Source organism: Pseudoalteromonas rubra (genome assembly GCF_000238295.3).
Lineage (GTDB): Bacteria > Pseudomonadota > Gammaproteobacteria > Enterobacterales > Alteromonadaceae > Pseudoalteromonas > Pseudoalteromonas rubra.
In genome coordinates, this window is the sequence record NZ_AHCD03000044.1 from 56,947 (window position 1) to 79,499 (window position 22,553).

Annotated in this window: 22 protein-coding genes and 1 pseudogene; 12 read left to right on the forward strand and 11 right to left on the reverse strand. The window is 48.4% G+C overall.

What is annotated here, in order from left to right; all coding sequences use genetic code 11:
• Nucleotides 1–46: 46 nt before the first annotated feature.
• On the reverse strand, nt 47–1,786 hold the full coding sequence (locus PRUB_RS21460; RefSeq protein ID WP_010384478.1) for a M12 family metallopeptidase: 1,740 nt from the start codon (nt 1,784–1,786) through the stop codon (nt 47–49).
• Between the two features lie 491 nt (nt 1,787–2,277).
• Here PRUB_RS21460 and PRUB_RS21465 point away from each other — a divergent pair, with 491 nt between their 5' ends.
• The gene (locus PRUB_RS21465; RefSeq protein WP_242065342.1) at nt 2,278–2,697 is read left to right on the forward strand and encodes a nuclear transport factor 2-like protein; all 420 of its coding nucleotides are present in this window, start codon (nt 2,278–2,280) and stop codon (nt 2,695–2,697) included.
• Between the two features lie 13 nt (nt 2,698–2,710).
• Here the strand turns inward: PRUB_RS21465 and PRUB_RS21470 are convergent, their stop codons facing one another.
• The 4 genes from PRUB_RS21470 to PRUB_RS21485 form a co-directional block, all read right to left on the reverse strand.
• A complete protein-coding gene (locus PRUB_RS21470) occupies nt 2,711–3,145 on the reverse strand; it encodes a hypothetical protein (protein WP_010384475.1) in 435 nt (144 codons plus the stop codon).
• Nucleotides 3,135–5,255, reverse strand: coding sequence for a TonB-dependent receptor (locus PRUB_RS21475; RefSeq protein WP_010384473.1), 2,121 nt, complete (start codon nt 5,253–5,255; stop codon nt 3,135–3,137). The genes PRUB_RS21470 and PRUB_RS21475 overlap by 11 nt, the downstream gene beginning before the upstream one ends.
• Before the next feature lie 161 nt (nt 5,256–5,416).
• Nucleotides 5,417–6,226, reverse strand: coding sequence for a hypothetical protein (locus PRUB_RS21480; RefSeq protein WP_010384472.1), 810 nt, complete (start codon nt 6,224–6,226; stop codon nt 5,417–5,419).
• Between the two features lie 53 nt (nt 6,227–6,279).
• A complete protein-coding gene (locus tag PRUB_RS21485; RefSeq protein ID WP_010384471.1) occupies nt 6,280–7,626 on the reverse strand; it encodes an amidohydrolase family protein in 1,347 nt (448 codons plus the stop codon).
• A gap of 259 nt (nt 7,627–7,885) precedes the next feature.
• Here PRUB_RS21485 and PRUB_RS21490 point away from each other — a divergent pair, with 259 nt between their 5' ends.
• The 5 genes from PRUB_RS21490 to PRUB_RS21510 all read left to right on the forward strand — a co-directional run bounded on the left by PRUB_RS21490 (nt 7,886) and on the right by PRUB_RS21510 (nt 10,903).
• A complete protein-coding gene (locus tag PRUB_RS21490; RefSeq protein ID WP_040645345.1) occupies nt 7,886–8,293 on the forward strand; it encodes a GNAT family N-acetyltransferase in 408 nt (135 codons plus the stop codon).
• Nucleotides 8,294–8,307: 14 nt separating this feature from the next.
• Nucleotides 8,308–8,730: a VOC family protein gene (locus tag PRUB_RS21495; RefSeq protein WP_010384469.1), complete on the forward strand. Its 423-nt coding sequence runs from the start codon at nt 8,308–8,310 to the stop codon at nt 8,728–8,730.
• A 97-nt stretch (nt 8,731–8,827) separates the two neighbouring features.
• Nucleotides 8,828–9,430 carry a hypothetical protein gene (locus PRUB_RS21500; RefSeq protein WP_010384468.1) on the forward strand — a complete coding sequence of 201 codons (603 nt, stop codon included), beginning with the start codon at nt 8,828–8,830 and terminating at the stop codon, nt 9,428–9,430.
• 169 nt (nt 9,431–9,599) lie between these two features.
• Nucleotides 9,600–9,989 (forward strand): disulfide bond formation protein B, encoded by a 390-nt coding sequence (locus PRUB_RS21505; RefSeq protein WP_010384467.1) that lies wholly within the window; start codon nt 9,600–9,602, stop codon nt 9,987–9,989.
• A gap of 107 nt (nt 9,990–10,096) precedes the next feature.
• Entirely contained in the window at nt 10,097–10,903 is an 807-nt protein-coding gene (locus PRUB_RS21510) for a PhzF family phenazine biosynthesis protein (protein WP_010384466.1), read from the forward strand.
• Nucleotides 10,904–10,941: 38 nt separating this feature from the next.
• Here the strand turns inward: PRUB_RS21510 and PRUB_RS21515 are convergent, their stop codons facing one another.
• Together PRUB_RS21515 and PRUB_RS21520 are read right to left on the reverse strand one after the other, a co-directional pair.
• The gene (locus PRUB_RS21515; protein WP_010384464.1) at nt 10,942–14,070 is read right to left on the reverse strand and encodes an efflux RND transporter permease subunit; all 3,129 of its coding nucleotides are present in this window, start codon (nt 14,068–14,070) and stop codon (nt 10,942–10,944) included.
• On the reverse strand, nt 14,067–15,158 hold the full coding sequence (locus PRUB_RS21520) for an efflux RND transporter periplasmic adaptor subunit (RefSeq protein ID WP_010384462.1): 1,092 nt from the start codon (nt 15,156–15,158) through the stop codon (nt 14,067–14,069). The genes PRUB_RS21515 and PRUB_RS21520 overlap by 4 nt, the downstream gene beginning before the upstream one ends.
• 77 nt (nt 15,159–15,235) lie before the next feature.
• Here PRUB_RS21520 and PRUB_RS21525 point away from each other — a divergent pair, with 77 nt between their 5' ends.
• On the forward strand, nt 15,236–15,538 hold the full coding sequence (locus tag PRUB_RS21525; protein WP_155946370.1) for a hypothetical protein: 303 nt from the start codon (nt 15,236–15,238) through the stop codon (nt 15,536–15,538).
• Nucleotides 15,539–15,542: 4 nt separating this feature from the next.
• Here PRUB_RS21525 and PRUB_RS21530 read toward each other — a convergent pair whose 3' ends face one another.
• From PRUB_RS21530 to PRUB_RS21545, 4 genes are all read right to left on the reverse strand, one after another.
• Nucleotides 15,543–16,250: an SDR family NAD(P)-dependent oxidoreductase gene (locus PRUB_RS21530; RefSeq protein ID WP_010384460.1), complete on the reverse strand. Its 708-nt coding sequence runs from the start codon at nt 16,248–16,250 to the stop codon at nt 15,543–15,545.
• Nucleotides 16,251–16,948: 698 nt separating this feature from the next.
• Complete coding sequence (locus PRUB_RS21535) at nt 16,949–17,281, reverse strand: DUF3325 domain-containing protein (RefSeq protein WP_010384459.1); 333 nt, start codon at nt 17,279–17,281, stop codon at nt 16,949–16,951.
• The gene (locus PRUB_RS21540) at nt 17,278–18,849 is read right to left on the reverse strand and encodes a PepSY-associated TM helix domain-containing protein (protein WP_010384458.1); all 1,572 of its coding nucleotides are present in this window, start codon (nt 18,847–18,849) and stop codon (nt 17,278–17,280) included. The genes PRUB_RS21535 and PRUB_RS21540 overlap by 4 nt, the downstream gene beginning before the upstream one ends.
• 2 nt (nt 18,850–18,851) lie before the next feature.
• Entirely contained in the window at nt 18,852–19,148 is a 297-nt protein-coding gene (locus tag PRUB_RS21545; protein ID WP_010384457.1) for a hypothetical protein, read from the reverse strand.
• Nucleotides 19,149–19,380: 232 nt separating this feature from the next.
• Here PRUB_RS21545 and PRUB_RS21550 point away from each other — a divergent pair, with 232 nt between their 5' ends.
• From PRUB_RS21550 to PRUB_RS21570, 5 genes and pseudogenes are all read left to right on the forward strand, one after another.
• Nucleotides 19,381–19,950: a uracil-DNA glycosylase family protein gene (locus PRUB_RS21550; RefSeq protein ID WP_010384456.1), complete on the forward strand. Its 570-nt coding sequence runs from the start codon at nt 19,381–19,383 to the stop codon at nt 19,948–19,950.
• Between the two features lie 159 nt (nt 19,951–20,109).
• A complete protein-coding gene (locus PRUB_RS21555) occupies nt 20,110–20,475 on the forward strand; it encodes a hypothetical protein (RefSeq protein ID WP_010384455.1) in 366 nt (121 codons plus the stop codon).
• Between the two features lie 226 nt (nt 20,476–20,701).
• A pseudogene (locus PRUB_RS26515) lies at nt 20,702–20,896 on the forward strand (YciI family protein); the annotation flags it as partial.
• Between the two features lie 255 nt (nt 20,897–21,151).
• Nucleotides 21,152–21,955, forward strand: a complete 804-nt coding sequence (locus PRUB_RS21565; protein WP_010384452.1) for an SDR family oxidoreductase — start codon at nt 21,152–21,154, stop codon at nt 21,953–21,955.
• A 106-nt stretch (nt 21,956–22,061) separates the two neighbouring features.
• A complete protein-coding gene (locus PRUB_RS21570) occupies nt 22,062–22,550 on the forward strand; it encodes a DUF2314 domain-containing protein (RefSeq protein WP_021032895.1) in 489 nt (162 codons plus the stop codon).
• Nucleotides 22,551–22,553 lie beyond the last annotated feature (3 nt).

A 22,553-nucleotide genomic window follows, 5' to 3' on the forward strand; every position in this document is an offset into this window, starting at 1 on the left:
ACCATTGTGATTAAATTTGGATCTCATTATCACGTTACTTCAAAAGTTAAAAGTCATGCCAGACTTCAACCCTTCTTGTCGACGTAGGGCCGCATCCATTGACATTGCATGCGGTAATGGATACCTGATACATTCCTTCAGGTGCCTTTTTGCCTGGAAGGCCCTGATAGCCGCCGTCTGTGTCTTGATAAGGAGTTTCGATACTCCCTGTGTGTACTAAACCTTGCCCTGATATACGAAAGTGATACTGAGTTGCGCGAGCAACCTTGTAAAACCCAAACTCAGCAATATGGTCCCAATTAGAATCAATGAGGTCATCAATACGTGGGGATGAAGTTGGCACGCCTTCGATCGTAACTGTATGCTTATGTGTTAGCGTTGCTTTGTCACTGCACCCTCGAGCATTACATGCTTGTATTTCATACTTGTAGGTACCGGAAGGCAGAGATTGTTTGAGTGAATTGCTTGTGACCTGCCCCAGGTATGAACCATTGCGGTAGGCTTTGAAGTATTGTACTTGTGGCTGGCTGTTCCAGCGCACATAGAACTCTTTGTCGGTCGATGTATTATCCTCAATGTAAGGTTCTGGTTCACGAGCATGTTGCAGTACGGAGATTGTTTGAGCTGCAGATTCGCTTGAGCATGTGCCGCCATCCCAGCATGCCTCCACCGTGAAACGGTAGCGGTATCCATTTTTTTTCTCGGGAAGAGAGTCTCCAAAGTAAATTTCAAACGCATCTTTCCAATAGTCCGAAGCGCTGATACGGTACGTCATAGGCGTACCCACATCCAATCTACCGTTTCGGTTGATATCAATGAACTCTTCAGATGTTTCATTTACTCTGAAGTAGTCAGGGTAATCGTGGACCTGATACCAGACCACTGAAATACGTAAGCTTGTTTTCTCTTTGTGGCTAGACCCCAGAAATACAGGCGTTTGCGACCTGTCACGACCATACCCATCGCGTAAAGACTGTAGATCGCCATTTGACATGCGAAAATTTCCCAGGGTGTTTATTGCTGCCCCACTATCGAGGTTTTGATAGCTGAAGGCCTTTCCTGTGTCGCCTGAGGTGCACCCTGTTCTGTCGCTATTACTGTAATGCATGATGGATTCAAAATCATATGGCCGCGAGCGTGATACCAGGGATGATGTTCTGAATGCACTTTGCAAAGTACAAGGTACGTAGCGGTCATTTACTGTAAGGGAGTAGCGCTGACCATCTCGTGTGTGATAATCGCGGTCGGTCCGCTGGTGCTCATGGCGATAACCGAGGATATGCAATAACTCGTGAATGGCAGTGCCTACGCTACAGTAGCTGGGGATCCACGCCTGACGGCGACCGCCATTTGCATAACCGATATTCGCAGAGCAGATTTTGTTTTTTTCCCTCTCATCATCAAGCGCATGGCCATAAATCGTAAGATAGTTAGAATGACTTGACGTTTTATGGACAAAATTCACCCGAGAAGCCCGTTCTATCTCCTCCATTGCCTCAAGAATGTTTTTTTCATTCTGACTGCCGCTGGCGATACCCACTAGCTGGAATGGGACGACGCCGTTTGGCCAGCCCACAGCGCTGTCTAAACCGGACGTATTAGCCGCGCGATTGGCAGAAAAGGTGTGAAATTCACTTGCACTGTCCAATACTATATCGCCATCTATCAGGTATTCTGGTGTCCCGATATGCTCAGGCTGAAATTTGTTGAGAGGGGCTGTGGAGGCCACCGAGAGTGTCGGTATGAATATGGCACCGAGTAAAAAAAGTTTTGTATTTTTAATCATTTTTGTAGTGAACCTTGTTTGTTAATGAAAGCTAAGTGTTTGGTCGGGAACAGGACAGGTTAACGCCACTTTATAGGTCGAGTCAGTGGCTGCATTTCAAGTCAATTTCCCTTTTTTATTCATTTTTAATGTCTGTTTTAATCCTTTATTTTTCTTGCTTCTATAAATAATTAAGTAATTATCACCGAGCAGGTTTTGTTTGGTTTTTTATTGTTTTGACTCTTTTTTATACTGGGTTGGAGCGCCAATACCTTACTTGGTTAATATGAAATATTGACTACGGGATAGGGTTTTTCTTGATAGTCGGCGCCTGCAGGAATTGTTTAGCATTGTGCGCTCAAGTATTTGTCGTCAAAGACATAGCTCAGCTGCTATGGTGGGGGTAGTCTTTTTCCCGTTGAGCCAGGTTTAAAGGAAACAATGGACTCATTTAACTACTTTCATCACAGAAAAATATAATAAAAGTGTTGATGTGGGGAGGTTTATTCTCATTGTCATCATCAGTATTCGCAGAAGCCAAATGTAACTCACACTGTCAGCTGAGCAAAGTAAACCAGTACTTTGATGCGCTGGATACTGTTTCTTATAAAGGTTCTACGGTTGCGGATATTGATGCCCTGATTGGCCTGATGCACGACGAGGTTAAATACGAGCATGTGGAATATCTGGCTAATTTTGATAAATCCGCCTGGCGGCGCGCATTCTTACGCAACCATGAAAGTGGCCGGTACGATAGTGCAACCAATCGCGAGATCCGGGTGCTACGAACTATCCCGGGTAAAAACCACATTGCTGTAGAGTATGCTTATGGTTTTAACCAGGCTGATGGCAGCTGGCAACAGCAAGAGCCAAGGCTGGCCGTATTTGGTTTTAAAGAAGGTAAAATCAGCCTGATCAGGGAGCTGTGGTAGCAAGGCTCCGGACTTACTGGATTGCCGGGCAATTATTGACGATGAGCACTTGATTAAAATACCGGATGAGTTTGTCATACCCGGCTGGTGCAAGGTCACTATGGCCCGCATTTTTTTTAGTGATGTTGGCGATCTGAATATCAAGGGTGAAGGTATTGCCATCCTTGAGTCCCTCGTTAAAGTAACGGGGCTGCCAGCTCTGAATATCCGGGGTTTTGAAAAAGGCCAATGTGTGGCTGAGTGTTTCCGCGGAAATGCGTTGTTCACACACAGAGATGGTTTTGCCTGAGTCGACTTTACTCAGGCTCAACGTTTGGTGATCGTAATACAGTACAGATTTGTTTCTGTATGAACCTGTCTCAAACTGAACGTGCTCTGCCGCGAGCGGCCCTGATGTGAGTAACATCAGGGTGCAGGCGGGGGCCGTGTATCTGAGGCTAGAAATCATAGCTAATCCCGACATATGCCGTACGTGGCATGCCGGGTTGGATACGGGTTCTGCCAAAGCGCTCCTCGTTTTGCAGCGCATAGGTTTTGTCGGTAAGGTTGGCAATTCGGGCGTGGAGTTTCACGCGTTTGTTGAGCCGGTAGTTGGCTTTGAGGTTAAACACGGTATAGCCAGAGTAAGTATCGGTGTTTTCTACGCTCAGGTAATAGTCGCCGATACTCTTGGCTTCAGCGGTGAGCCTGAGTCCTTTGATGGCCTGGCTGGTGTAGTTGAGCCTGAAATTGGCAACATATTCCGGCGCCATGTGCAGGCTATTGCCCGATAAATCTTGCTCCATCGATTCGCCTGTCTCACGGTGAACTCGTCCCTCATCGCGAATGTAGTGACGGAACTCGTGGTCGGACTGGCTGTAGGCCAGCGCAGCAGAAAATGCGCGGTTAAACTGGTAGTTCAGCCCAAGCTCAAAGCCCTGATGTCTGACACTGGAAGCGTTGACCCGGTATGAGGCGCCCAGATCGCTGAATGCCGTGACAATGGCGTCGTCTACATCCATCAGGTAATAAGCCAGTTCAATCGACAGTGCATCCAGATTAGCCTTGTAGCCCAGTTCATAGGTATCGGACGTTTCTTCTTTCAGACTCCCCAGTTGCGCACTGCTTTGGCGGCTTTTGAGATGATACATTTCAGGTGCGGTAGGTAATCGCATTGCATTGGCGAAGCGCGCGTAGACACTGGACTGATCGTTTAGCAAGTAATTCAGGCTCAGCTTAGGGCTGAGGTGGCTAAAGGTATCTTTACGTGAGGCAATGGAGCGATTGCCAAAGCCGTCGTCTTTGTATTTGGGCAGTGCATTGTCAAACTCATATTCACTGTGGTCAAAACGCGCGCCCAGAGTATAGCTCAGTGCATCAGTAATATAGCCCAGGTGCTGGATGTAAGGTGACACGCTTTTGAAGGTGGTGGTGTCATCATAGAATACATGCCCTTGAGGGTAAGTTGCTGCGCCACGTCCAGTGGTGATCCGAGTGGTAGGCTGGAATGAATAGGTGTCTCCGGAAGTATGCTCCAAATCAACGCCCAGAGTTGTCTGAGCACTGTTTTGGTGAGACCAGCTGGCCAGAGCCAGCAGGCCGAATGTAGTGACTTCTGTTTCTTCTACCGGCATATTGGGTTGCCAGGTGGCAAGGTGTTCCAATGTGCGGTGACGCGCGTAAGGGATAAGGGACACGCTCAGGTTTTTATCCTCATACAGATACTCAGTGCTGAGGCGCATATAATCCGTGGTTCTGCGCGGATCCAGAGCGATCACCTCATCAGGCAGACCAGACTGAGATGGATCCTGTTCAAATTGTTCAATGCTCAGTGTGGTCAGGATCTGCTGATCAAGTGATGAGGCAATCAATGAGGTGGTCAGGCTTTGCTTGTCGTCCAGCTGATATTCGTGGCGCACGTCCAGCTCGGATTTTTCAACAGCGTTATGGTCTCGCCAGCCATCGTTTTCCAGATAGGCCGCTGATACGCGCAATCCACCCTGGTAGTCGTCCAGCCAGGTGGTGCTGCTGTTAATGCGTGAATAACCATGCTCACCCAGTGTAAGACCGAGAGAATTTTTGTCGGCTGTTACTGGCTTAGATAAAACGTTGACTGTTGCAGCAACGGCACCTGCGCCATGTAAACTGGTACCTGCACCTCGTAGTACTTCGAGGCGTGACAGACCAATGTTGCTGGTGGTCCACCAGAGTGCGTTATGGGTATAAAAAGCAGCAGATTGCAGCGGGATATTATCCTGCAAATACAAGGTATAACCGTCAAAGTTTATCGGCATACGGACGGCTGCGTTGTGCCCCTGTCCGCCAGATAACTGATTGATCAAAACGCCCGGTATGGTTTGCAATGACTCTGAGATATGTTGTGCATTGTCGTCAGCAATGGTTTGTTCGGATACCTGACCCACACTCAGCGCCAGATCGGTATTTGCTCTGGCTGTACGGGTGGATGTGACCGTGATTTTTTCAATCTGGTCGGCACCTGCTGTGTCAGCGGCAACCTGTGCTGAATAGGCCTGTAGCAAGGCTAACGTTAATGCAGAAACAGTCAAACCGGGTTTCATGAACACCTCTTTATTCGTTGAAGGAGCTGGATAATAATCCTGCCATGCAAAAATGTACAAATTATGCGGTCAGTATACGGTGGTGTCTTTATTGTCGATCTTTGTCTGACGGAGCAAACCAAGTCCTGCCACATGGTATTCACTTGTATGGCTTAATGATCTCATTCGCGATGCTGTAACTCACTGGCCAGTTGTTGTGCCTGAGTAATTTCATCGAGTGTCATACGCTGTTCCAGATGTCGCCTTGTCCACTCAACGCGACTATATACCTCGCTGTCCTGACGGGTTTGCAAAAAGTAATGACTGTATGCCAGCGCCTGAATATAGTTTTGCCCGCCTGTGTCAGGGTCCAGATTTTGATAGCCTCGGATCAACTGTAAGGTGGCCTTCTCCCCGCCTAGCAAAGCGACTTGCTCAGTCACCTGATATTTTTGCGCGGTGAATGCTTTCATCTGAGCGACTTGTTCATCTCTGGTGAGTGTACTGAAATTCAGTGCCTGATGTACTTCGGCCGGGGCAAGTAGCCAGAGTGTGTCGGCCGCTTTATCTGAGCCCATTAGGGCTGCGTGCATCAACGTCTCTACATAGTTCTCATCACGGTTGGTGTTGCTCAGACAGCGCTGATATCTGGCTTTCATGGTTTCGATTATCTCGTGTACTTCGTCGCGAGATAACGCCTGTTCGAGCCATTGGTTGAACGCTTCGTCGGTACGCGGTACGTTGCGGCACAGGCGTATTTGCATGGCTTGCTTAAACAGTGCTTCAGCCGACTCGGCCGGCACCTGTTGCTGCTCGGGTTGGTGGCGTGTTGTGCTGACAATTGTATTCGTCATGTCCGGGTTATGAACCTGTTCGACGACGGGATTCGCAACTTTGATATGCTCGGCTTTATGCTGATCTTGTGGGTAAAACACCAGCAAACAAATAGAAAGACATAGGCCTGCCAGCAGGCCAATAGATGTACTACGCATTAAAAACTTACCTGTTGATGAAAGGTGCCGCGTCATGGAAGCGGCACCCGGGATTAAAATCCGTTTTTAAGCGCTTTAAGCCGGTCTACGACTTTGCCCTGATGGATCACCGCATGTATTTTTTGTGTATTTTGAATATGTTCAATTGGTGAGGCGTCAAGTATCACAAAGCTTGCCTGGGCACCCGGTTTTAGGCTGTTGTTTATCCCCAAAAATGCGCCTGCCTGTGTGGTTGTCGCTGCCAGCGCCTGCCAGTTCGACATGCCCGCTTCGGTTAATTTAAGCATTTCCCTGTGTACTGAGTAGCCCTGAATGGTGCCATAATTACCAGCGTCCGTTCCGTTTAAAACAGTGACGCCGGCTTTAACTAATTCGGCCAGGTTGGCGGTTCTTTGCGCATCCAGCTTACGCCACTTTGCTTCTCTGTCTCCCCACTTTTTCATTGTTTCTTCACTTTGGTAACCTGCAATGATGGCTGGGGTTGTCATGGCCTGAAGCAGCTTTGAGGCGACCACTGATTTGTCGAACAGAAAGTCTGTCAGATCGGTATGCACTGTCATGGTCGGGATCACCACCATTTTTGCTGCTGCAATTTTATCTGCCAGTCCTGCCGGGATCGGCGCGCCGGGCATGTGGGTGAATGCTGTGGCTCCTACGTCGATGGCATCGATGACGTCCTGCCAGGTTTTAAGGTGGACGATGGTTTTGATCCCGAATTTGTTGCTCTGCTGGACGATGGCAGCAAAGGTGGCCTTATCAATCGAGGGCTGATCGTCACTGGGCTGATATACCACTTTAATCACATCGGGCTTGGCTTTGGCCAGACTCTGCACCTGAGCGATAGCCTCTTCTGGGGTCGACATAGTGCGTGTTTCCAGGCCGTATTCTGTGCAATGACCTTTCGGGGCTGTCAAACAAGATAAACTGCTGTAGATATCAGCACCAACAAAGGCGCCTGCTCTTTGCTTTTCCCGTGCGGCTATCTGGCCTAGCTCATGGCCAAATAAGTCTACAAATCCGGTGACACCGGCATACAGCACGCGTTGGGAGATTTTTTCAGTTCCGGCAAAATCTGATTTGGCATGAGGAGCCCGATTGCCAAACGCATGAACATGCATGTCAATCAAGCCCGGGATAAGCCAACGATTATTCAGATTGAGTGTCTGCCCCTTAAAGTTGGCCGGAGGCACTGGGTATTCAGCGGCTATCTTGCCTTGTTCAATCAATACGGCACTGCGGCGGATCTCTTGTTGTTCGACGTCAACAACCTGAACCTGAGTGAGCAATAGTGCATCGGATGACATGGCCTGTGCTTCATCTGCATAGCTAAATTGCGCACTTAGGCACATGATCATGGCACCACCGAGTACGCCTGTGAGTTTGGGTATGATTGTTTTCATTATCAGGATCCTTGAGTAGAAAATTGTTTTTTATTATTGTTATTTCAACACTATATAGTGCCGATGTAACCGCGGGTGTGCAACGTTAAATATTCCGGATCCCCTAATGTAAAGAGGGATGACACTGTCTAAGAAGGCGCCGGCGCGCGTTCAGTATCAACAATCTTAATTTGTTATAATGTAGCATTTATTTTTGTATGACTGTTTATATATACAGTATTTTGTGGTCTACTATGTATCTAAATAGGAGACGAATACGATGCTAGAATTAATAAAACAAGTACCTTCTGCTCAGGAATATTGCGATATGCGCGTTAAGGCCGGGCTGTCGCCAAAGTCGCTGGAAGCGGCTGAAATTGGCTTACCTAATACACTGTATGGTGTGTCGATCCGCGATGGCGAAAAATTGATTGCGATGGGTCGGGTGGTCGGTGATGGCGCCTGTAATTTTGAGGTAGTCGATGTGGCAGTCGATCCAGCTTATCAGGGACAAGGACTGGGTCGTCGTGTGATGGAATCGATTGATGCATATTTGTCGTCTGTAGCATTGCTCGGGTCTTACGTGTCTATGATTGCCGATGAGCCGGTATTTTATGAAAAACTGGGGTACAGACTGGTTGCACCAAAGAGCCAGGGCATGACCAAGAAGTTTCAGCCCCACAAATAAGCTTAAGGGTCACTATGAAACAGAACATTGCGCACGTTGCGCTGGTGGTTAACGACTACGACGAAGCGCTCGACTTTTATGTGGGTAAGCTTGGGTTTGAGTTGATAGAAGATACCTATCAGGCCGAGCAGGATAAACGCTGGGTTGTAGTGGCTCCCCCGAATTCTCATGGGGTGGCTTTATTGTTGGCAAAAGCTTCTAAACCCCGACAAAACTCCTTTATCGGTGATCAGACTGGCGGTCGTGTGTTTTTGTTTTTAAGTACCGATGACTTTTGGCGGGATTACGAATGGATGAAAGCCAAGGGGATACAGTTTGTGCGTGAGCCCGCTGTGCAGGACTATGGCACTGTCGCTGTGTTTGAAGATCTCTATGGCAATTTATGGGATCTGATCCAATATGTCGATGGTCATCCTATGTCGGCCAGGTGTCGTTAGTTGTAGCCGGGGGACGACAATACTTGCTGCTGAACACGGGTAAATAGCGTACACTCGCGCAATCATCCAATGTCGTATCTTTTTGGGTTATATAACAATGATAAAAGTTGATTACTCTCAATATACTCCGGCTGAACTTCATGAAGCGCTGCAACAAATCACACCTGACTCAGAGCACTATTCAGCCCTGCTCGCTGAGGTACATGCCCGCCAGGGGGAAGCTGAATTACACGAACAACAGCAAGCAAAAAAAACCCCCCACATTACTGAAAGGCGTGTGAAAGTCATAGGCTATATACAACTGCTGGCCGCATTTGTGATGACCGTCGGGCTGATATTCGGGCCCCTAAGTTCATGGTTGTCTCTTATTAGTGTGCCTTTTATCCTGCTCAGTGCTGCTGCGGGTTATACGGCGGTTAAAGAGCTGGCAAAGTGGTATTGGTTATCGATACTGAATCAGGGGCTACAGGTTGTCAGTTTCTCTTTTGGCGTACTTAATTACAAGTATACGGGGCTTGGGGGTATTCAAATCGGTTTTACCTGGTTGAAAGACTTTGAACTGTCTTTTGGCATTTTATTTTCTTCTACCGTCCGTCTGACTGGTAACGCCGGCGCGTTTTCTTTAAATGCAGTGCAGATAGACGTGCTTGCTCTGGTATTGATGATTGCCCTGCTTACTCTAGGGTCACGTCAGCAATAAGCTAGCCTCGAAGTGGCTGTTCAGGCCACTTTTCTGTTGTATTTTAGCTTTCTTATTCCTTAATCATCTTATTTATATCCTTAACGAATATGTGATAATATATCTTAATTGTGCTGTATGAGCTGTTGACTATAATCCGAATAGCTCTTTGATTAAGAAAGGTAAATGTATGTTATTTGAGTTAGAAACCTATACTCGCCATGCCAAGTGGCTGGGCCTGGCTGCGATTGGAGTCTCCATCCTTGCCTGGGCGGTTGAGCTAATGGGCGTGGTTTATGTCTGCCCTTATTGCCGTGTGCAACGTACCGTGATTGGTCTACTTGGCTTGATGTTGTTCACGGGTGCCGGGCGTCATTGGATGGGTAAGTATGCGGCTATGGTCATGGGCTTTTTTGGCGCCGTTGTTGCTGCGAATCAGCATTTTATGGGCTGGAAATCGATTTCATCAGGTAAGTTTGAGTTTCATGATACCCTGATTGTAGATCCCTTCTTGCTGTCGGGTCTCGCCATGACGGCAATCATTGGCTTGGTTTGGTTGATAACCCGACAAGAAAAGTGATTGTTTCCCGCTCCATTGTGTTTACTATGAGTCACAATGAAGTGATTTGATTGAGTGTGCTGACGCGGCTATTGGAGTGTCAGTATGCTCCTTGATAAGGAAGCATGATGAAGTATGACATATACATAGTAGATGCCTTTACCCAGGCTCAATTCAAAGGCAATTCGGCCGCCGTAGTCCCCGTTAATCTATGGCCAGAAGTCAGCACAATGCAGCAGATTGCTGCTGAAAACAACCTCTCCGAAACGGCTTTCATTCGCTCTGTTGATACCGCATCAGGTCATCACTTTGAGATCCGATGGTTTTCTCCGCTGACAGAAATCGCCTTTTGTGGTCATGCGACACTCGCTGCATCGTTTGTGATTTTTAATCATTTAGGTGGCCAGGGTGAGATCACCTTCCTTACCCGTGAGGTGGGTCCTTTAACCGTTAATCAGTTGCCGGATCAGCGAATAGAAATGAGCTTTCCAAACCAGCAACCTGAGCCGGTTGCACAAGCTCCAGCCGCGTTACTGGAAGGCTTATCTGAGCAGCCCGTACAGGTGCTCAAAAATCGTCAGGCCTACTTTGCTGTGTATGAGCAAGCTTCCTCGGTAGCGCAATTGACATACCATAGTGATTTACTCAAACAGCTGGCTCCACTGGACGTGGTAGCAACAGCACGGGCTGACAATTATGACTTCATTTCTCGCTATTTTTGGCCTGCCAATGGCGGCGATGAAGATCCGGTTACCGGTTCTATTCATGCAGGGCTGGCCCCTTACTGGGCAGAGTTATTGGGTCGCGATGAACTGATGGCCTATCAGTCTTCGCAGCGTGGTGGAGTATTATATTGTCAGGTAGCAGGTGAGCGGGTTTTGGTATCCGGGTTTGGGGTATTGTATTTGCAGGGGACTATTTTCGTTGCTGATTAAGCAAAGCCCGAAGCATTGCGCTTTGGGCTAAGATATTTTTAGGCTGGCTTTTCATCCTTCATCACTGCCACCAGAAGTGCTGGCAAAAAGGTCAGGCTGAGTAGCGTTGAAACCAAAATACCACTGAGTACGATAATACCTACGCCACGATACAGCTCGGTACCCTCACCCGGTATAAGCACCAGAGGCGCAAGACCAAAGATGGTGGTGGTGGTTGACATCAGTATCGGTCTGAGGCGTTTTGCAACAGCCTGCTGAACCGCTTCTTTAACCTTCAACCCCTGTTCCATGACGTAGCGTCGGGTCTGATCGACAATCAAGATTGGGTTGTTCACCACAGTACCCAGTAAGATCAAAAAGCCCAGCATAGTGATCATGTCAAATGGCTGGTGGAAGGCACTGAGGCCCATTGCCGACAAGGTGCTATTGATGCCGTTAACGGTCACTAACCCCAGTAATCCCCCGGCCATACCCAGAGGCACAGTGGCCAGAATAAACAGTGGATAGCGCCAGTGTGTGAAAATAGCCACAAGCAGCAGGTAGCTCAGCACCAGCGCAATGACAAAGTTGCCAGAGAGCGACGTCTTGGTTGCTTCCAGCTGGTCCGCTGCGCCACTGATGTTAACCTTAATGCCCTGAGCAATCTTGCCCTGTTGCCAGAGGTTAGGTAACAGTTGCTGACGCACTATTTGCTCGGCTGTTTCCAGCGCGACGTCTCTCGGTGGAATGATGTAAACAGTGACGGTTCGGTTGCCATCAACGCGACGCACCGAATTACTGTTTTTACTTTCTACCAGATCGGCCAGCGCGTTAAGCGGCAGTACTTGTCCGTTAGGCGTGATGATCGGTGTTGTCGATAGCTGCTCTATGGTTTGGCGATTGCCAGCGCCACTGAACAGGAACATGTCAACTTTGTCATCATTGAGGATGAACTCATCAACATACGCACCATCACTCATTGCGGCCACCGCATAACCAAAGTCGCGGTTATCGAGCTCCAGTTCTGCCAGGCGTGCCCAGCGGGGCTGGATCTCTATCAATGGCTGGTCGAGCGTCAGCGATCTGGGGTCTGAGTTAATTTGTGGCTTGTCGAACAGTTTGTCTGCTTCTGCATAAACTGCTTCTGCAGCGCTGTACAAGTCTGTGATATTTGCACCGGCAATATCCACAGCCACGGCCCTTGTACCGCCGTCATTGCTGGAAATGATAGACCCTCTGGCCGAGAAAGCGCGCATGCCCTCGTAGCTTCTGAACTTGTCTGTGATGGCACTCATCATCTGATTAATGTGTTCCGGCTCTACCGGTGCACTTAAGAACCAGATCCGTCCAACCGATACGGACATGGCGTAGTATTCAAGCGGTGGCATGTCCTTATTACCCGCCAGAAAATCACCGTTGTCTGCCTGCACATAATCATCAAAATAGGCGCGCAGTTCAGTACCAATCTTTTCCATTTCGGTCAGGTTATAGTTGGGCGGCGCTATCATCATAGAGAAAGCTTTAGGCTCCTCTCCTTCTGGCAAATATTCGGCGGCAGGCATCAAGGTAGTTGCCAGGCCCATGATCACGATAATGAAAGCGGCACTGGCAATGCGTGCCTGGGTGGTGCTGCGGGTAAACAACCGCGACAATTTCAACCAGTAGCTGCCCAGTTCAACCTGACGCTTTTCTTCCAGATCCTGTTTTTTGCCAAAATTCGCCAGTGCGACAGGCACCACAAAAATGGCGACAAGCATGGAGGCGATGATGGCACCTGAAATGGCAATCGCAATATCAGAGTAGAGCTGACCGGCTTCTTGTTGCACAAATAAAATAGGCGCGAATACCAGCACTGTGGTGGCGGTTGATGCCAATACCGCAGGCCAGACTTCTTTTACACCATTAATCGCGGCTAAGCGTCGGCTGATCCCCTCGCGTTTGGCCTGAACGATTGACTCTAACACCACAATGGTGTTGTCTACTGTCATCCCGATGGCAAAGGCTACGCCAGCCAGGGAGATCACATTGATGGTTCGGCCAAAGCTCATCAGGGCAAAAAATGCAGCGATGGTACACAGTGGGATCCCCATGACCCCAACTAAGGTGGCTCGTCCTGAGCGCAGGAAGAAGTACATGACCAGAGTAGCCAGCAGTGCACCTAACGCCAGGTTGGTCCAGACGTTTTCAAGTGAGCTTTTCACATAGCGGACATCGTCACTAAGCAAGGTCAGTTCCAGACCGTTTTGTACCAGTAATTGTTGGTTAATTTCTTCAACCACCGGGAGCATCTGCTCTTTGATGTCGAGCACATTTGAGCCGCTTTCGCGACGCACCGACAGGCGTAAAGTACGCTCGCCATTGGAATAAGACACACCGCGGGTTTCGAAATGATCCAGCGTTACATTGGCAACATCTTTAAGCAATACATTGGCGTTGCCGTCGCGTTTTATGATGAGGTTTTCCAGTTCACTGAGTTGCTCAAAGCGGCCAATTACACGTAGCAGATAGCGGCTTTCACCGCTTTCTATGTCACCGCCTGAGGTATCTCTGTTACGGTCGCGGATCACGGTTCTGACATCGCTCAGGCTAATACCGCGCTGAGCCAGACGTGCAGCATCTACTTTTATCTGGATCTGCCGTTGTGCACCGCCACCAATACGCACCTCGGAGACGCCTGTGACACTTTCCATGCGTGGTCGGATATAGTCCTCTGCGTAGTCCCGCAGTAGATCCATGTCTAACTGTAATGGGTTACCTGGTTGTGGCTTGAGCAGGAAAAACATAAAGGCATTGCTGGAAAAGGAGCTGGAAAATAGCCGTGGCTGGTCGACGTTTTCCGGATAGGCGGGTACCTGGCTGAGCGCATTGTTTACCCGAATAAGCGCATCGTTAACCTCAACACCAAAGGGGAACTCCAGCTCTATGGTTGCCTCGCCCATTTCGGCAAACGAGATCATGCGTTGCAGGTTTGGCAAACTACGCAGATAGCGCTCCTGCTCTATCAGGATCTCTTTCTCCACATCTTGTGGCGTTGCGCCAGGCCAGCCCGTTTGTACGGTAATCGTTCTGACTTCCAGGTCTGGGATCATCTGCACGGGAATGTTGAGCGCTGAAACCAGGCCCAAAATGGTGGTGATCAGCACCACCACGGCCACCAAAGTGCCGCGTTTTACCGCTGATTCTATCATTGTAGGTTACCTGCCCTGGCGCTGATTTGCAGTTGTGTGCCTTCTTTTAACAGCTCAATGCCCGTGGTGATCACCGACTCATTACCTGTCAGGCCGGTTACAGCGACATAGTCTGGTCGTGAATCCGTGATAGTGACCATTTTTCGTTTGGCTGTGTTGTTGTCTGCAATAAACACGCTGCTGCCGCCATCCGGATGTTGCTTTACGGCCTTTTTAGGGATCCAGACCGCACCGTCTTGTGCGTTCAGCAACAGATCTGCCTGGGCCGACATACCTGGAGTAAATTGAGCATGGACTGCCATGGTATCGGTCAAATCTATGTGTGCCGTAAAGGTTCTGCTGGACGGATCCGTGACGGCAACAATGCGGCTGATCTCTGTCTTGATGGGCTTAGCTGCGTTGATATCAGGCGTGACCATTACCGGAAGATTAGGTGTTGAGCGCAACAGTGGGAAGTACTCCTGTGGCACATTAACCACAATCCGTAAGTCTGATTCTGCGACCAGAGTAAACAGTTGATTGCCTGGGGTGACCCATTCGCCCATGTCTACAGAGCGTTGTCCAATCACGCCTGTAAAGGGGGCATACAGGGTGTGACGATTGAGTCTTTCCTGGGCCAGCGCCACCAGAGCCTGTTGTTTGATTTGTTCTGCTTTGGCATTGGCCAGTGCGGCGGTGCGCTCGCCAATCAGTGTTTGTGCGACACTTTGCTTTTTTGAAAGGGCTTCCACTTCATCGAGTAATCGCTGTGCTTCCTGAACCGATATTTTTGCCGCCTGTGCCCCGGCTCTGGCCTGCGCCAGGTTCAGTTCGGCCAGTGTGGCATCCAGTTTTAACAGTGGCTCGCCCTGAGTGACGTTGTCACCCACGTCAACAAGTAAAGTTTGCACCAGCCCAGACTCCTGGCTGGCCAGTTGTGCATGGTGTCTGGCTTCTACAGAGCCGCTGAGGGTCATCACCCTGGGTTGCTTTGTTGCACTGGGTGTGTAAACCTCAACTTGTGTGGTTTGCGCTGCGCCCGTGTGGCTGTAAAACAACACGGTGGTGAGCAGTATAACGCTTACGATAACGCGTGCGGAAATATGCATATAAGCCTCTAATGATAATAGTTTTCATTTAATTCTATGGGTCTTTTAACCAACAAGCATGTGATTTGCGATTAAACATGAGATTTTTGCTATTTATGGGGTTACTTGCCTCCTTTGCGGGTTTGGCAGGTATGGCAGACTGCTCCGATGCTGATAAACGGTTTGTCCATGAGCAAGTCAGTAGCCCTACATTTGAAGAAACAAAAACAAACAGAATGTATAAAGTGAAGCACGGACAAGTGTGTGTTGTGGGTAATGTATTGGCGACTGACGGCATGCGTTATTATTTGTATAAGATTGGGCCCTTTGCTCGTTATATCGCTGTGCATAACGGGCAGAGCGGACACGTGCAGATGCACGGTCCGTTTAAACCTGAGTGATCTACTACCAGGTAATCGCAGAACCATCATAACTATAAAACCCTCCGCTGTCTGATGCCTGTTTGCTCTGGATCAGATCAATCAGGCTCTGAGCCACAAAATCGGCAGAAAAAAGCTTGCCGGGCGGCACATTTTTCTGAAAAGGCACAGATAAGGCGGTATCGGTTGTACCTGGGTGAAAAGCCAGGACGCAGCAATTAGGCAGTTTATAACGCCACTCAATACTGATGGTTTTGAGCGCCATGTTCAGTGCTGCTTTGGCGCTGCGGTAACTGATCCACCCACCCAGCTGATTATCTGAAATGCTACCGATCCGGGCTGACAGAGCAACGAAGTAAGTCGGGTGTTTTGCTTTCAGTGCTTTTGCAAAGTGCTTGGCTAATAACAGCGTTGGGAGCGTATTGGCTTTAAGGTTGTCGTTAAAAAAGTCAGGGTCAAATTCCTGAATAGATTTCTCTGGGAGCTTGTCGGGCGTGTGTAGCAGTCCGGTGGCATTTATGAGCACATCGACTTCAGGCAGCTGAGCAGCCAACGCTCTGACGTTGTCTTCCTGGCTTACATCGAGGTGGCACCATTGGACGTTTTGCGGTGATATTTCGGGTCTGGAGGTTCGGTAGGTCGCGTATATGTGGGCTTCGGGTTGCTCACTGGCATAGCGATTAACCAGTGCCTGCCCTATGCCGCCTGATCCGCCTACAATCAGTATGATCATGTGCTTTCCCCTGCGCTGATTATTTTAATGTATTGCCTCTATTAAACGGCTATTCCTGTAGATTGGATCTGTACAGTGAGATCGGGTTTTTACTAACTCAGCCAGTATAGCGGGTATTCGTTACGCTCAAGCGTCGACAGATCGTTATTTTACTAACTGGAGTATTCAGCCGGATCATGTATTAACTAACGTTATCGTCATCCAGATCAAAGTATTACTAACTTACGCCGGTTCAGATCACGAATTTACTAACTGTGAAGGCATTTTGGCAGGTTTGTGGTCTCTGGGTCGGTATTGTTGGCTTTTATGGCTATTTTGAGGCCGGAAGGTGGCGAGTAAACCGGGTTGGTGATGACCATAGATCATTATTTTACTAACTATTAGATAAAGCGAACCGCTCTGAGATCAGCAATTTACTAACTACTTTTGTTCCTGGATCGTATTTTTACCAACTGAGAAGCGCTATTTTGGGCCAGAGATCATCATTTTACTAACGCTCGAAATACACAGCGTCATACAGAGCGGGTTTTTTACTAAGAGCCGGGTGAACCGATAGTGGATGAGAGATGTATGAGCGGAATTTTTGCACAAGTTGGTAATTTTTTGTTCCAGCTGGTTGGGAAATATATCGAGTTATCGTGTCTACCTGTTTGATTTATAAATAAAATAAGGGCTGAGCGTGGCTCAGCCCCTGGCTGTTATAAAGTGGCAAGCACAACCGCAATAAGTGTGGCTGAGGGGAGTAGGTAAAATAGTGATCTTACCCAGCCTGGCCGGAAGGACAGCATGACTGCCAGCAGTAACACGGCGAGGGCCATCTGGCCGCAGAACATCAGACTGCCGTATCCAATGGCCTGGCTGATATCGACGATCAGGGTTAGTAAAAGCATGATCCAGGCTGCAAGCAGATATCGTTTACTCTTGAGCTGGTCGGGCCTTGTCCCAAATACTGCTTTGTAGTGTGGTGTCTTAGCCAGCGCGAAGGCCGTGAAGCTGGACAGGCATAACAAGGTCGCTATCAGGTACATCATGCGGCACGCTCCCTGCGGGCGCGCAGTGGCTGACCTTGTTGGGCTGACCGAAGCTTTTTACTCTGCCAAAAAAACACGCCTGCGGCTAACAGAGCCAATATATCGAACATAGCCAATGACCACTGACCATTGCTGATGTAACGGACTAAATTACCTTGTGTTGTAAGTGCATTGCACAGCGGCAGCATGAGCCAGACAAAGGCATTGGCGAGTGCTAGGGTACGCCAGCCTTGGGCATTTCGCCACTTAGCGGCAAACAGCGTTGTTGCAGCCCAGGTCAGGAAAAATGCCAGCACTTCCTGATCGGCACGTCCGCTGTTGCTGACAGGCAGTAGTCGATTGGCGTAGAAGAATGCCGCTGTAGCCAGCGGCAAACCCATGATGGCTGCCAGGTTAAGCGATTCGACCAGTTTAAGACCAAAACTGGCTGGCTGAGTGGGTTTTTGGCGCTCTCGGATCCGTTTGGCCCACATAACGCAGCCACTGGCAATCATAGCGCAGCCTGCCAGGCCACACAGAAAGTACAACCAACGTAAGCCGGGGGAAGCCAGACGCCCGGTGTGCATGGCAATCATACCGCCATATAATTGCGCCGCAGTGCTGTCTTCGAGATGTACCGTGTTCAGTAGTTCGCCTGTTTGGCCTGAATACAGCCAGACGGCTTGCTCGTCTTTTATTTCACTGCGGTTAGCGCCGTAAATTTTCATTACGGCCGCTGCATCCTGAGGGTGATCTATGATGATGCGCGAAATGGGTTGCTCTGGCCAGTTAGTAAAAAAGTGATCTAATGACTGGGCAAAAGCCGGATCAGTCAGTGTCTGGTTGCTGAGCTGAGGGCGTTGTCGTTCCGGATAAAACTCTTTTCTGAATTCCTTTACTCCATCGTCATATACCGTTTGTGCCGGATACGGGAAAAGCGTAAAAATAAGCGTGATCAGTCCGGTGTAGGTGATCATCAGGTGAAATGGCAAAGCCAGTACGGAGCTCAGGTTATGTCCATCGAGCCAGCTGCGGCTGCCCTTGCCCGCTCTGAACTGGAACATATCCTTGAAAATACGTTTGTGGATCACAATGCCTGAGACCAGAGCAACCAACATAAACAGGCTGGCCAGACACACTATCCAGCGCGCCGTGGTACGATCCATATAATGTAAGTCAAAATGCAGACGATAAAAGAAGCTCCCGCCTTTTGACTCTCTAGGAGTCACGGGAGTTTTGCTATCGGCTGCCAGGTTATGGTTGACCCAACTGGCTTTTTCGCCCGGCTCCGCATAGGGCAGGTGCGAGACGCGCAGTAGCGAGTTGCGCTCAGACGGCAAGCTGATCCACCATCGTGCTGCGTCAGGCGCTTCTGTGTTCAGGCGTGCAAAGCCGTAATCCAGTAGCGCTTGTTGTGAGCTCTGAACTTCCATGCTGTGGGGGTGTAGCTCAGGCTTGCTCCACAGTGAAATTTCCTGACGGAAAAAGCTTAACGTGCCTGCAAAAAAAACCAGCCACAACAGCCAGCAAAAAAGTAATCCGACCCAGGTATGGAGCCAGGTCATAGAACGAAAAAAACTGTCTTTCATTATTATCCTCTTAACATCAGGATTAGCAGCCATTGCACTGTTGCAAGCAGCAGTAAACCACCGCAGAGGAAGCGGAGCGATTTTGTTGCGAATACAGCGATAAAAATAAGGCAGTGGATGAGCACACTCAGGCACACGCTGAATAGCACCGCATCCACTTTGGAAACCGGTAACAGCAAACTCATCAGACTGATAGAAAGCGCGGTGCAGGCATATCCCCCGAAAATGGCGAGTGCAAACCGGGTAACAACATTTATGCGATAGGCTGTAAAGTAAGCAAAGTAAGGCGATAGCGACATACTTGTTCTTTGATCAAAAATAGGGAGGCGAATTATCACTGAATCGCGCTACAAATAACAGTAATTATCATTAGCAAATGCGTTAAATGTACAAATATTAATGCCAAAAGGAATATCTAATTCCTCTTAGGTTAAATCCTGGATATTTAGTGAACGCACTCGTGTACTCTTTTATTGGTCTGCAGACTGATATACTTACCTGGGAATATTGCGTTGTGAGGAGAATATAAACGTGGATATCATTGAGCGTGTTCGGCGATGCACGCTATGTCGGGGAGAGTTGCCTTTCGAACCCAGGCCGGTGATCCAGGGACTGCCTGCTGCGAAAATTCTGATTGCCGGTCAGGCCCCCAGCTTGAGTGTGCAAAAAACCGGTAAACCGTTTAACGATGCTAGTGGTAAACGGCTGAGAGATTGGTTAGGGGTCACTGAGGCCCAGTTTTATGATCCGGCCTTGTTCGCGATTATACCTATGGCTTTTTGTTACCCCGGTAGGGGCAAGTCAGGCGACTTACCGCCACCTAAAATCTGTGCGCAGACTTGGCGGGCCCCTTTGCTTGAGGTATTTAATAACATTGAGTTAACTATTTTGATTGGTCAATATGCACAAAGCTATCATATCGCTGATTTTGTCAGTGTGTCTCAGGCGGTGACTGAGTGGAGAGCTGGCTTGCCGGGACAAATAGCACTGCCGCATCCCAGCCCACGTAATCAATTATGGGTCAAAAAACGTCCCTGGTTTGAGGCTGACGTGTTACCCGTATTAAGAACTCGAGTTCGGGAGGTGCTGTTTGCTTTTTAAACAGTCGAAACCCAGTGTTTATAAGCTTTTCGAGAGCATTATGTAAATAATTGGAAAATGAATTAACTCATATGGGTTGCTATTTGGTACTGTATCGCTCATAATTTGGAACGAGTTAGAATTACAAATTTTAACAAATTACATTCAAAGGATTTGAACATGTTATATCGAATTTCGGGTTGGTCAGCTATCGTTCTCTCCCTACTGGCATTATACCCAAGCTATCAAACAGGTGCTCTGTCCGTTATCGGATTCTACCTTGGTTTATTTGCACTGATCCTATCTTCTTTTGCCAGTCATACCGGAAACCTTTTTTATTACCGCAGTGTATTCGTATTTTCTGTGTTAAATGTTTTCTTTGTAAATGATGGCACATGTGTGATGTTATTGGCTGAGAATAATGACTGGGTGTATATCGGTTCTATGTATGGGATCTTTATTGTCATAAGTAGTATATGTGGTTTTCTGGTCAATAAAGACAGCTTTTTGGTAAATATGGCGCCTAAAGTCAAACGCGTGCGATAACGCATGCGATAACACATGCGATAATGACTTAATACAGTGCCGGTTTACAAAACGATCTAAGACTTATACACTTGTGGTGGTTTTTAAAACAACTGCACTGATAATACAAATTCGCAAGGAGCGGTGAAGAGTGTTTGTCGTAAATATCACGTACACCGTTGAACTCGAAGAAGTAGATGCGCATTTACCTGCCCATATTCAGTTTTTACAGTAATATTATCAGCAAGGTGTTTTTTTAGCGTCTGGCAGAAAGGTTCCCAGAACTGGAGGAATGATTTTCGCTACCGCAAAAAATCAAACCGAGTTAGAAGCAATTCTACACAACGACCCTTTTTACCTCGCCGGACTGGCGAATTACGAGATCACACAAATTGAAGTAAGCAAGACTGCCAGTGGTTTATCACAACTGCTAACCCTTTGAATCAGTATTTAATGTAATGCTGAGTAAACGCTATGACTGAACGTTCATTGAGAACGTGCATTTGTGGTGGTATAGCAGAGTGACCACACGCCAGTTTTGATGCTTTGATATCAACTCAAGCTTACGTATTCTTTCTACTCTGCATGATATCGCTGCGGCTTTCTCTGCCAGCCTGACTCTGACTGCGTTTTGGTTACTCTGTTTATAGTTGCCACTTTGCTGCAAATCATCTGATTGCTATAAACGGAGAATATTATGCCCAGACTAACCAATAAAATTGCCCTGATAACCGGTGCCGCACGTGGTATTGGCGCTGCGGTTGCGACATGCTTTATTGAGCAAGGTGCCACCGTGATCATTACAGACAACAATGCTGAAGAGGCGCAAAAGCTGTGCGACACACTCGGCGAACGCGCGCATTTCCATCTGCTCGATGTATCTGAGGAATCGCATTGGCAAGCAGTTGAAGCCTTTGTACAAGCCCAATTCGGCCGGCTGGATATTTTGGTCAATAATGCAGGTATAACGGGGTTTCTGGAAACTGCGGGGCCGCATGACCCTGAACACTTAGATTTAGCGAGCTGGCATACAGTGCAACGCACCAATAGTGATGGCGTTGCGTTGGGTTGCAAATATGGGATCCGGCTTATGAAAGCCTCTCAGGCTGCCAGTATTGTCAATATTTCCTCTCGCTCCGGTTTGGTAGGGATCCCGGCCGCAGCAGCTTATGCTGCAAGTAAGGCGGCAGTACGTAATCACAGTAAATCAGTGGCCCTGTACTGTGCTCAGCAAGGCTACCCTATTCGCTGTAACTCTGTGCATCCGGGTGCCATTTTAACGCCTATGTGGGATGCCATGTTAGGTGAAGGAGAAGCTCGGGATGCAGCAATTGCCGGTATTGCTGCCGATATTCCGCTTGGACACATGGGCAATGCTATGGATGTGGCCTATGCGGTGCTTTATCTGGCGTCTGATGAGTCTGCCTATGTAACAGGGATTGAACTGAATATTGATGGTGGGATCCTGGCTGGCAGCAGTGCCGCGCCTAAATCAAATTAAGCCATATCAAACCTGGCCGGTATAATCCTGATACCGGCTTTTTTCCGGCGGATTAGTTTGCTAAGCTCAAATTAACAGATGTCGCAATCACAAGGAGTTTGAGCCTATGTATTGGGGTTTAATTGTTGTCTTTATTGTGCTGGCTTATTGGCTTCACAACCGCTATAGCTCCAGCTCCGAGGATTATCCTGCGCTGGAGACTGACCCAAATGATCCTTTGCTGCTTCAGGCTGTGGCAGATGCCAAAGCGTCATTAGAGGAATTCAAATCCCTGTATCGCCAGTTTCCTAAGGACGCTTTTGTTAAACTCGACTTTGAAAGCGATTGTGGTGTTTCTGAACACCTTGGTGCACACGTTGAAGGGATAAAAGGCGATGAGATCAGTGTCTTTCTGGTCACGCCACCTGTCACGCATCAGGGTAAACTTGCGCATAATTACACCTGCCACTTCGATGACATTGAGGATTGGCAGATCACAGACAAAGACGGCAACATTTACGGCGGATTCACGCAGCGCGCCATGTTTGCGATCGCTGAGCGTGAAGGCGTGGAGTTGCCCCGTGAGCTACAGGAAATGCAGGGCAAATACGTTTAACGT

Bases quoted from the DNA above. Each gene is read 5' to 3' on its own strand.
- PRUB_RS21460 (WP_010384478.1), bottom strand. From the start codon at position 1,786: ATGATTAAAAATACAAAACTTTTTTTACTCGGTGCCATATTCATACCG.
- PRUB_RS21470 (WP_010384475.1), bottom strand. From the start codon at position 3,145: ATGATTTCTAGCCTCAGATACACGGCCCCCGCCTGCACCCTGATGTTA.
- PRUB_RS21475 (WP_010384473.1), bottom strand. From the start codon at position 5,255: ATGAAACCCGGTTTGACTGTTTCTGCATTAACGTTAGCCTTGCTACAG.
- PRUB_RS21480 (WP_010384472.1), bottom strand. From the start codon at position 6,226: ATGCGTAGTACATCTATTGGCCTGCTGGCAGGCCTATGTCTTTCTATT.
- PRUB_RS21485 (WP_010384471.1), bottom strand. From the start codon at position 7,626: ATGAAAACAATCATACCCAAACTCACAGGCGTACTCGGTGGTGCCATG.
- PRUB_RS21490 (WP_040645345.1), top strand. From the start codon at position 7,886: ATGCTAGAATTAATAAAACAAGTACCTTCTGCTCAGGAATATTGCGAT.
- PRUB_RS21495 (WP_010384469.1), top strand. From the start codon at position 8,308: ATGAAACAGAACATTGCGCACGTTGCGCTGGTGGTTAACGACTACGAC.
- PRUB_RS21500 (WP_010384468.1), top strand. From the start codon at position 8,828: ATGATAAAAGTTGATTACTCTCAATATACTCCGGCTGAACTTCATGAA.
- PRUB_RS21505 (WP_010384467.1), top strand. From the start codon at position 9,600: ATGTTATTTGAGTTAGAAACCTATACTCGCCATGCCAAGTGGCTGGGC.
- PRUB_RS21510 (WP_010384466.1), top strand. From the start codon at position 10,097: ATGAAGTATGACATATACATAGTAGATGCCTTTACCCAGGCTCAATTC.
- PRUB_RS21515 (WP_010384464.1), bottom strand. From the start codon at position 14,070: ATGATAGAATCAGCGGTAAAACGCGGCACTTTGGTGGCCGTGGTGGTG.
- PRUB_RS21520 (WP_010384462.1), bottom strand. From the start codon at position 15,158: ATGCATATTTCCGCACGCGTTATCGTAAGCGTTATACTGCTCACCACC.
- PRUB_RS21525 (WP_155946370.1), top strand. From the start codon at position 15,236: ATGAGATTTTTGCTATTTATGGGGTTACTTGCCTCCTTTGCGGGTTTG.
- PRUB_RS21530 (WP_010384460.1), bottom strand. From the start codon at position 16,250: ATGATCATACTGATTGTAGGCGGATCAGGCGGCATAGGGCAGGCACTG.
- PRUB_RS21535 (WP_010384459.1), bottom strand. From the start codon at position 17,281: ATGATGTACCTGATAGCGACCTTGTTATGCCTGTCCAGCTTCACGGCC.
- PRUB_RS21540 (WP_010384458.1), bottom strand. From the start codon at position 18,849: ATGAAAGACAGTTTTTTTCGTTCTATGACCTGGCTCCATACCTGGGTC.
- PRUB_RS21545 (WP_010384457.1), bottom strand. From the start codon at position 19,148: ATGTCGCTATCGCCTTACTTTGCTTACTTTACAGCCTATCGCATAAAT.
- PRUB_RS21555 (WP_010384455.1), top strand. From the start codon at position 20,110: ATGTTATATCGAATTTCGGGTTGGTCAGCTATCGTTCTCTCCCTACTG.
- PRUB_RS21565 (WP_010384452.1), top strand. From the start codon at position 21,152: ATGCCCAGACTAACCAATAAAATTGCCCTGATAACCGGTGCCGCACGT.
- PRUB_RS21570 (WP_021032895.1), top strand. From the start codon at position 22,062: ATGTATTGGGGTTTAATTGTTGTCTTTATTGTGCTGGCTTATTGGCTT.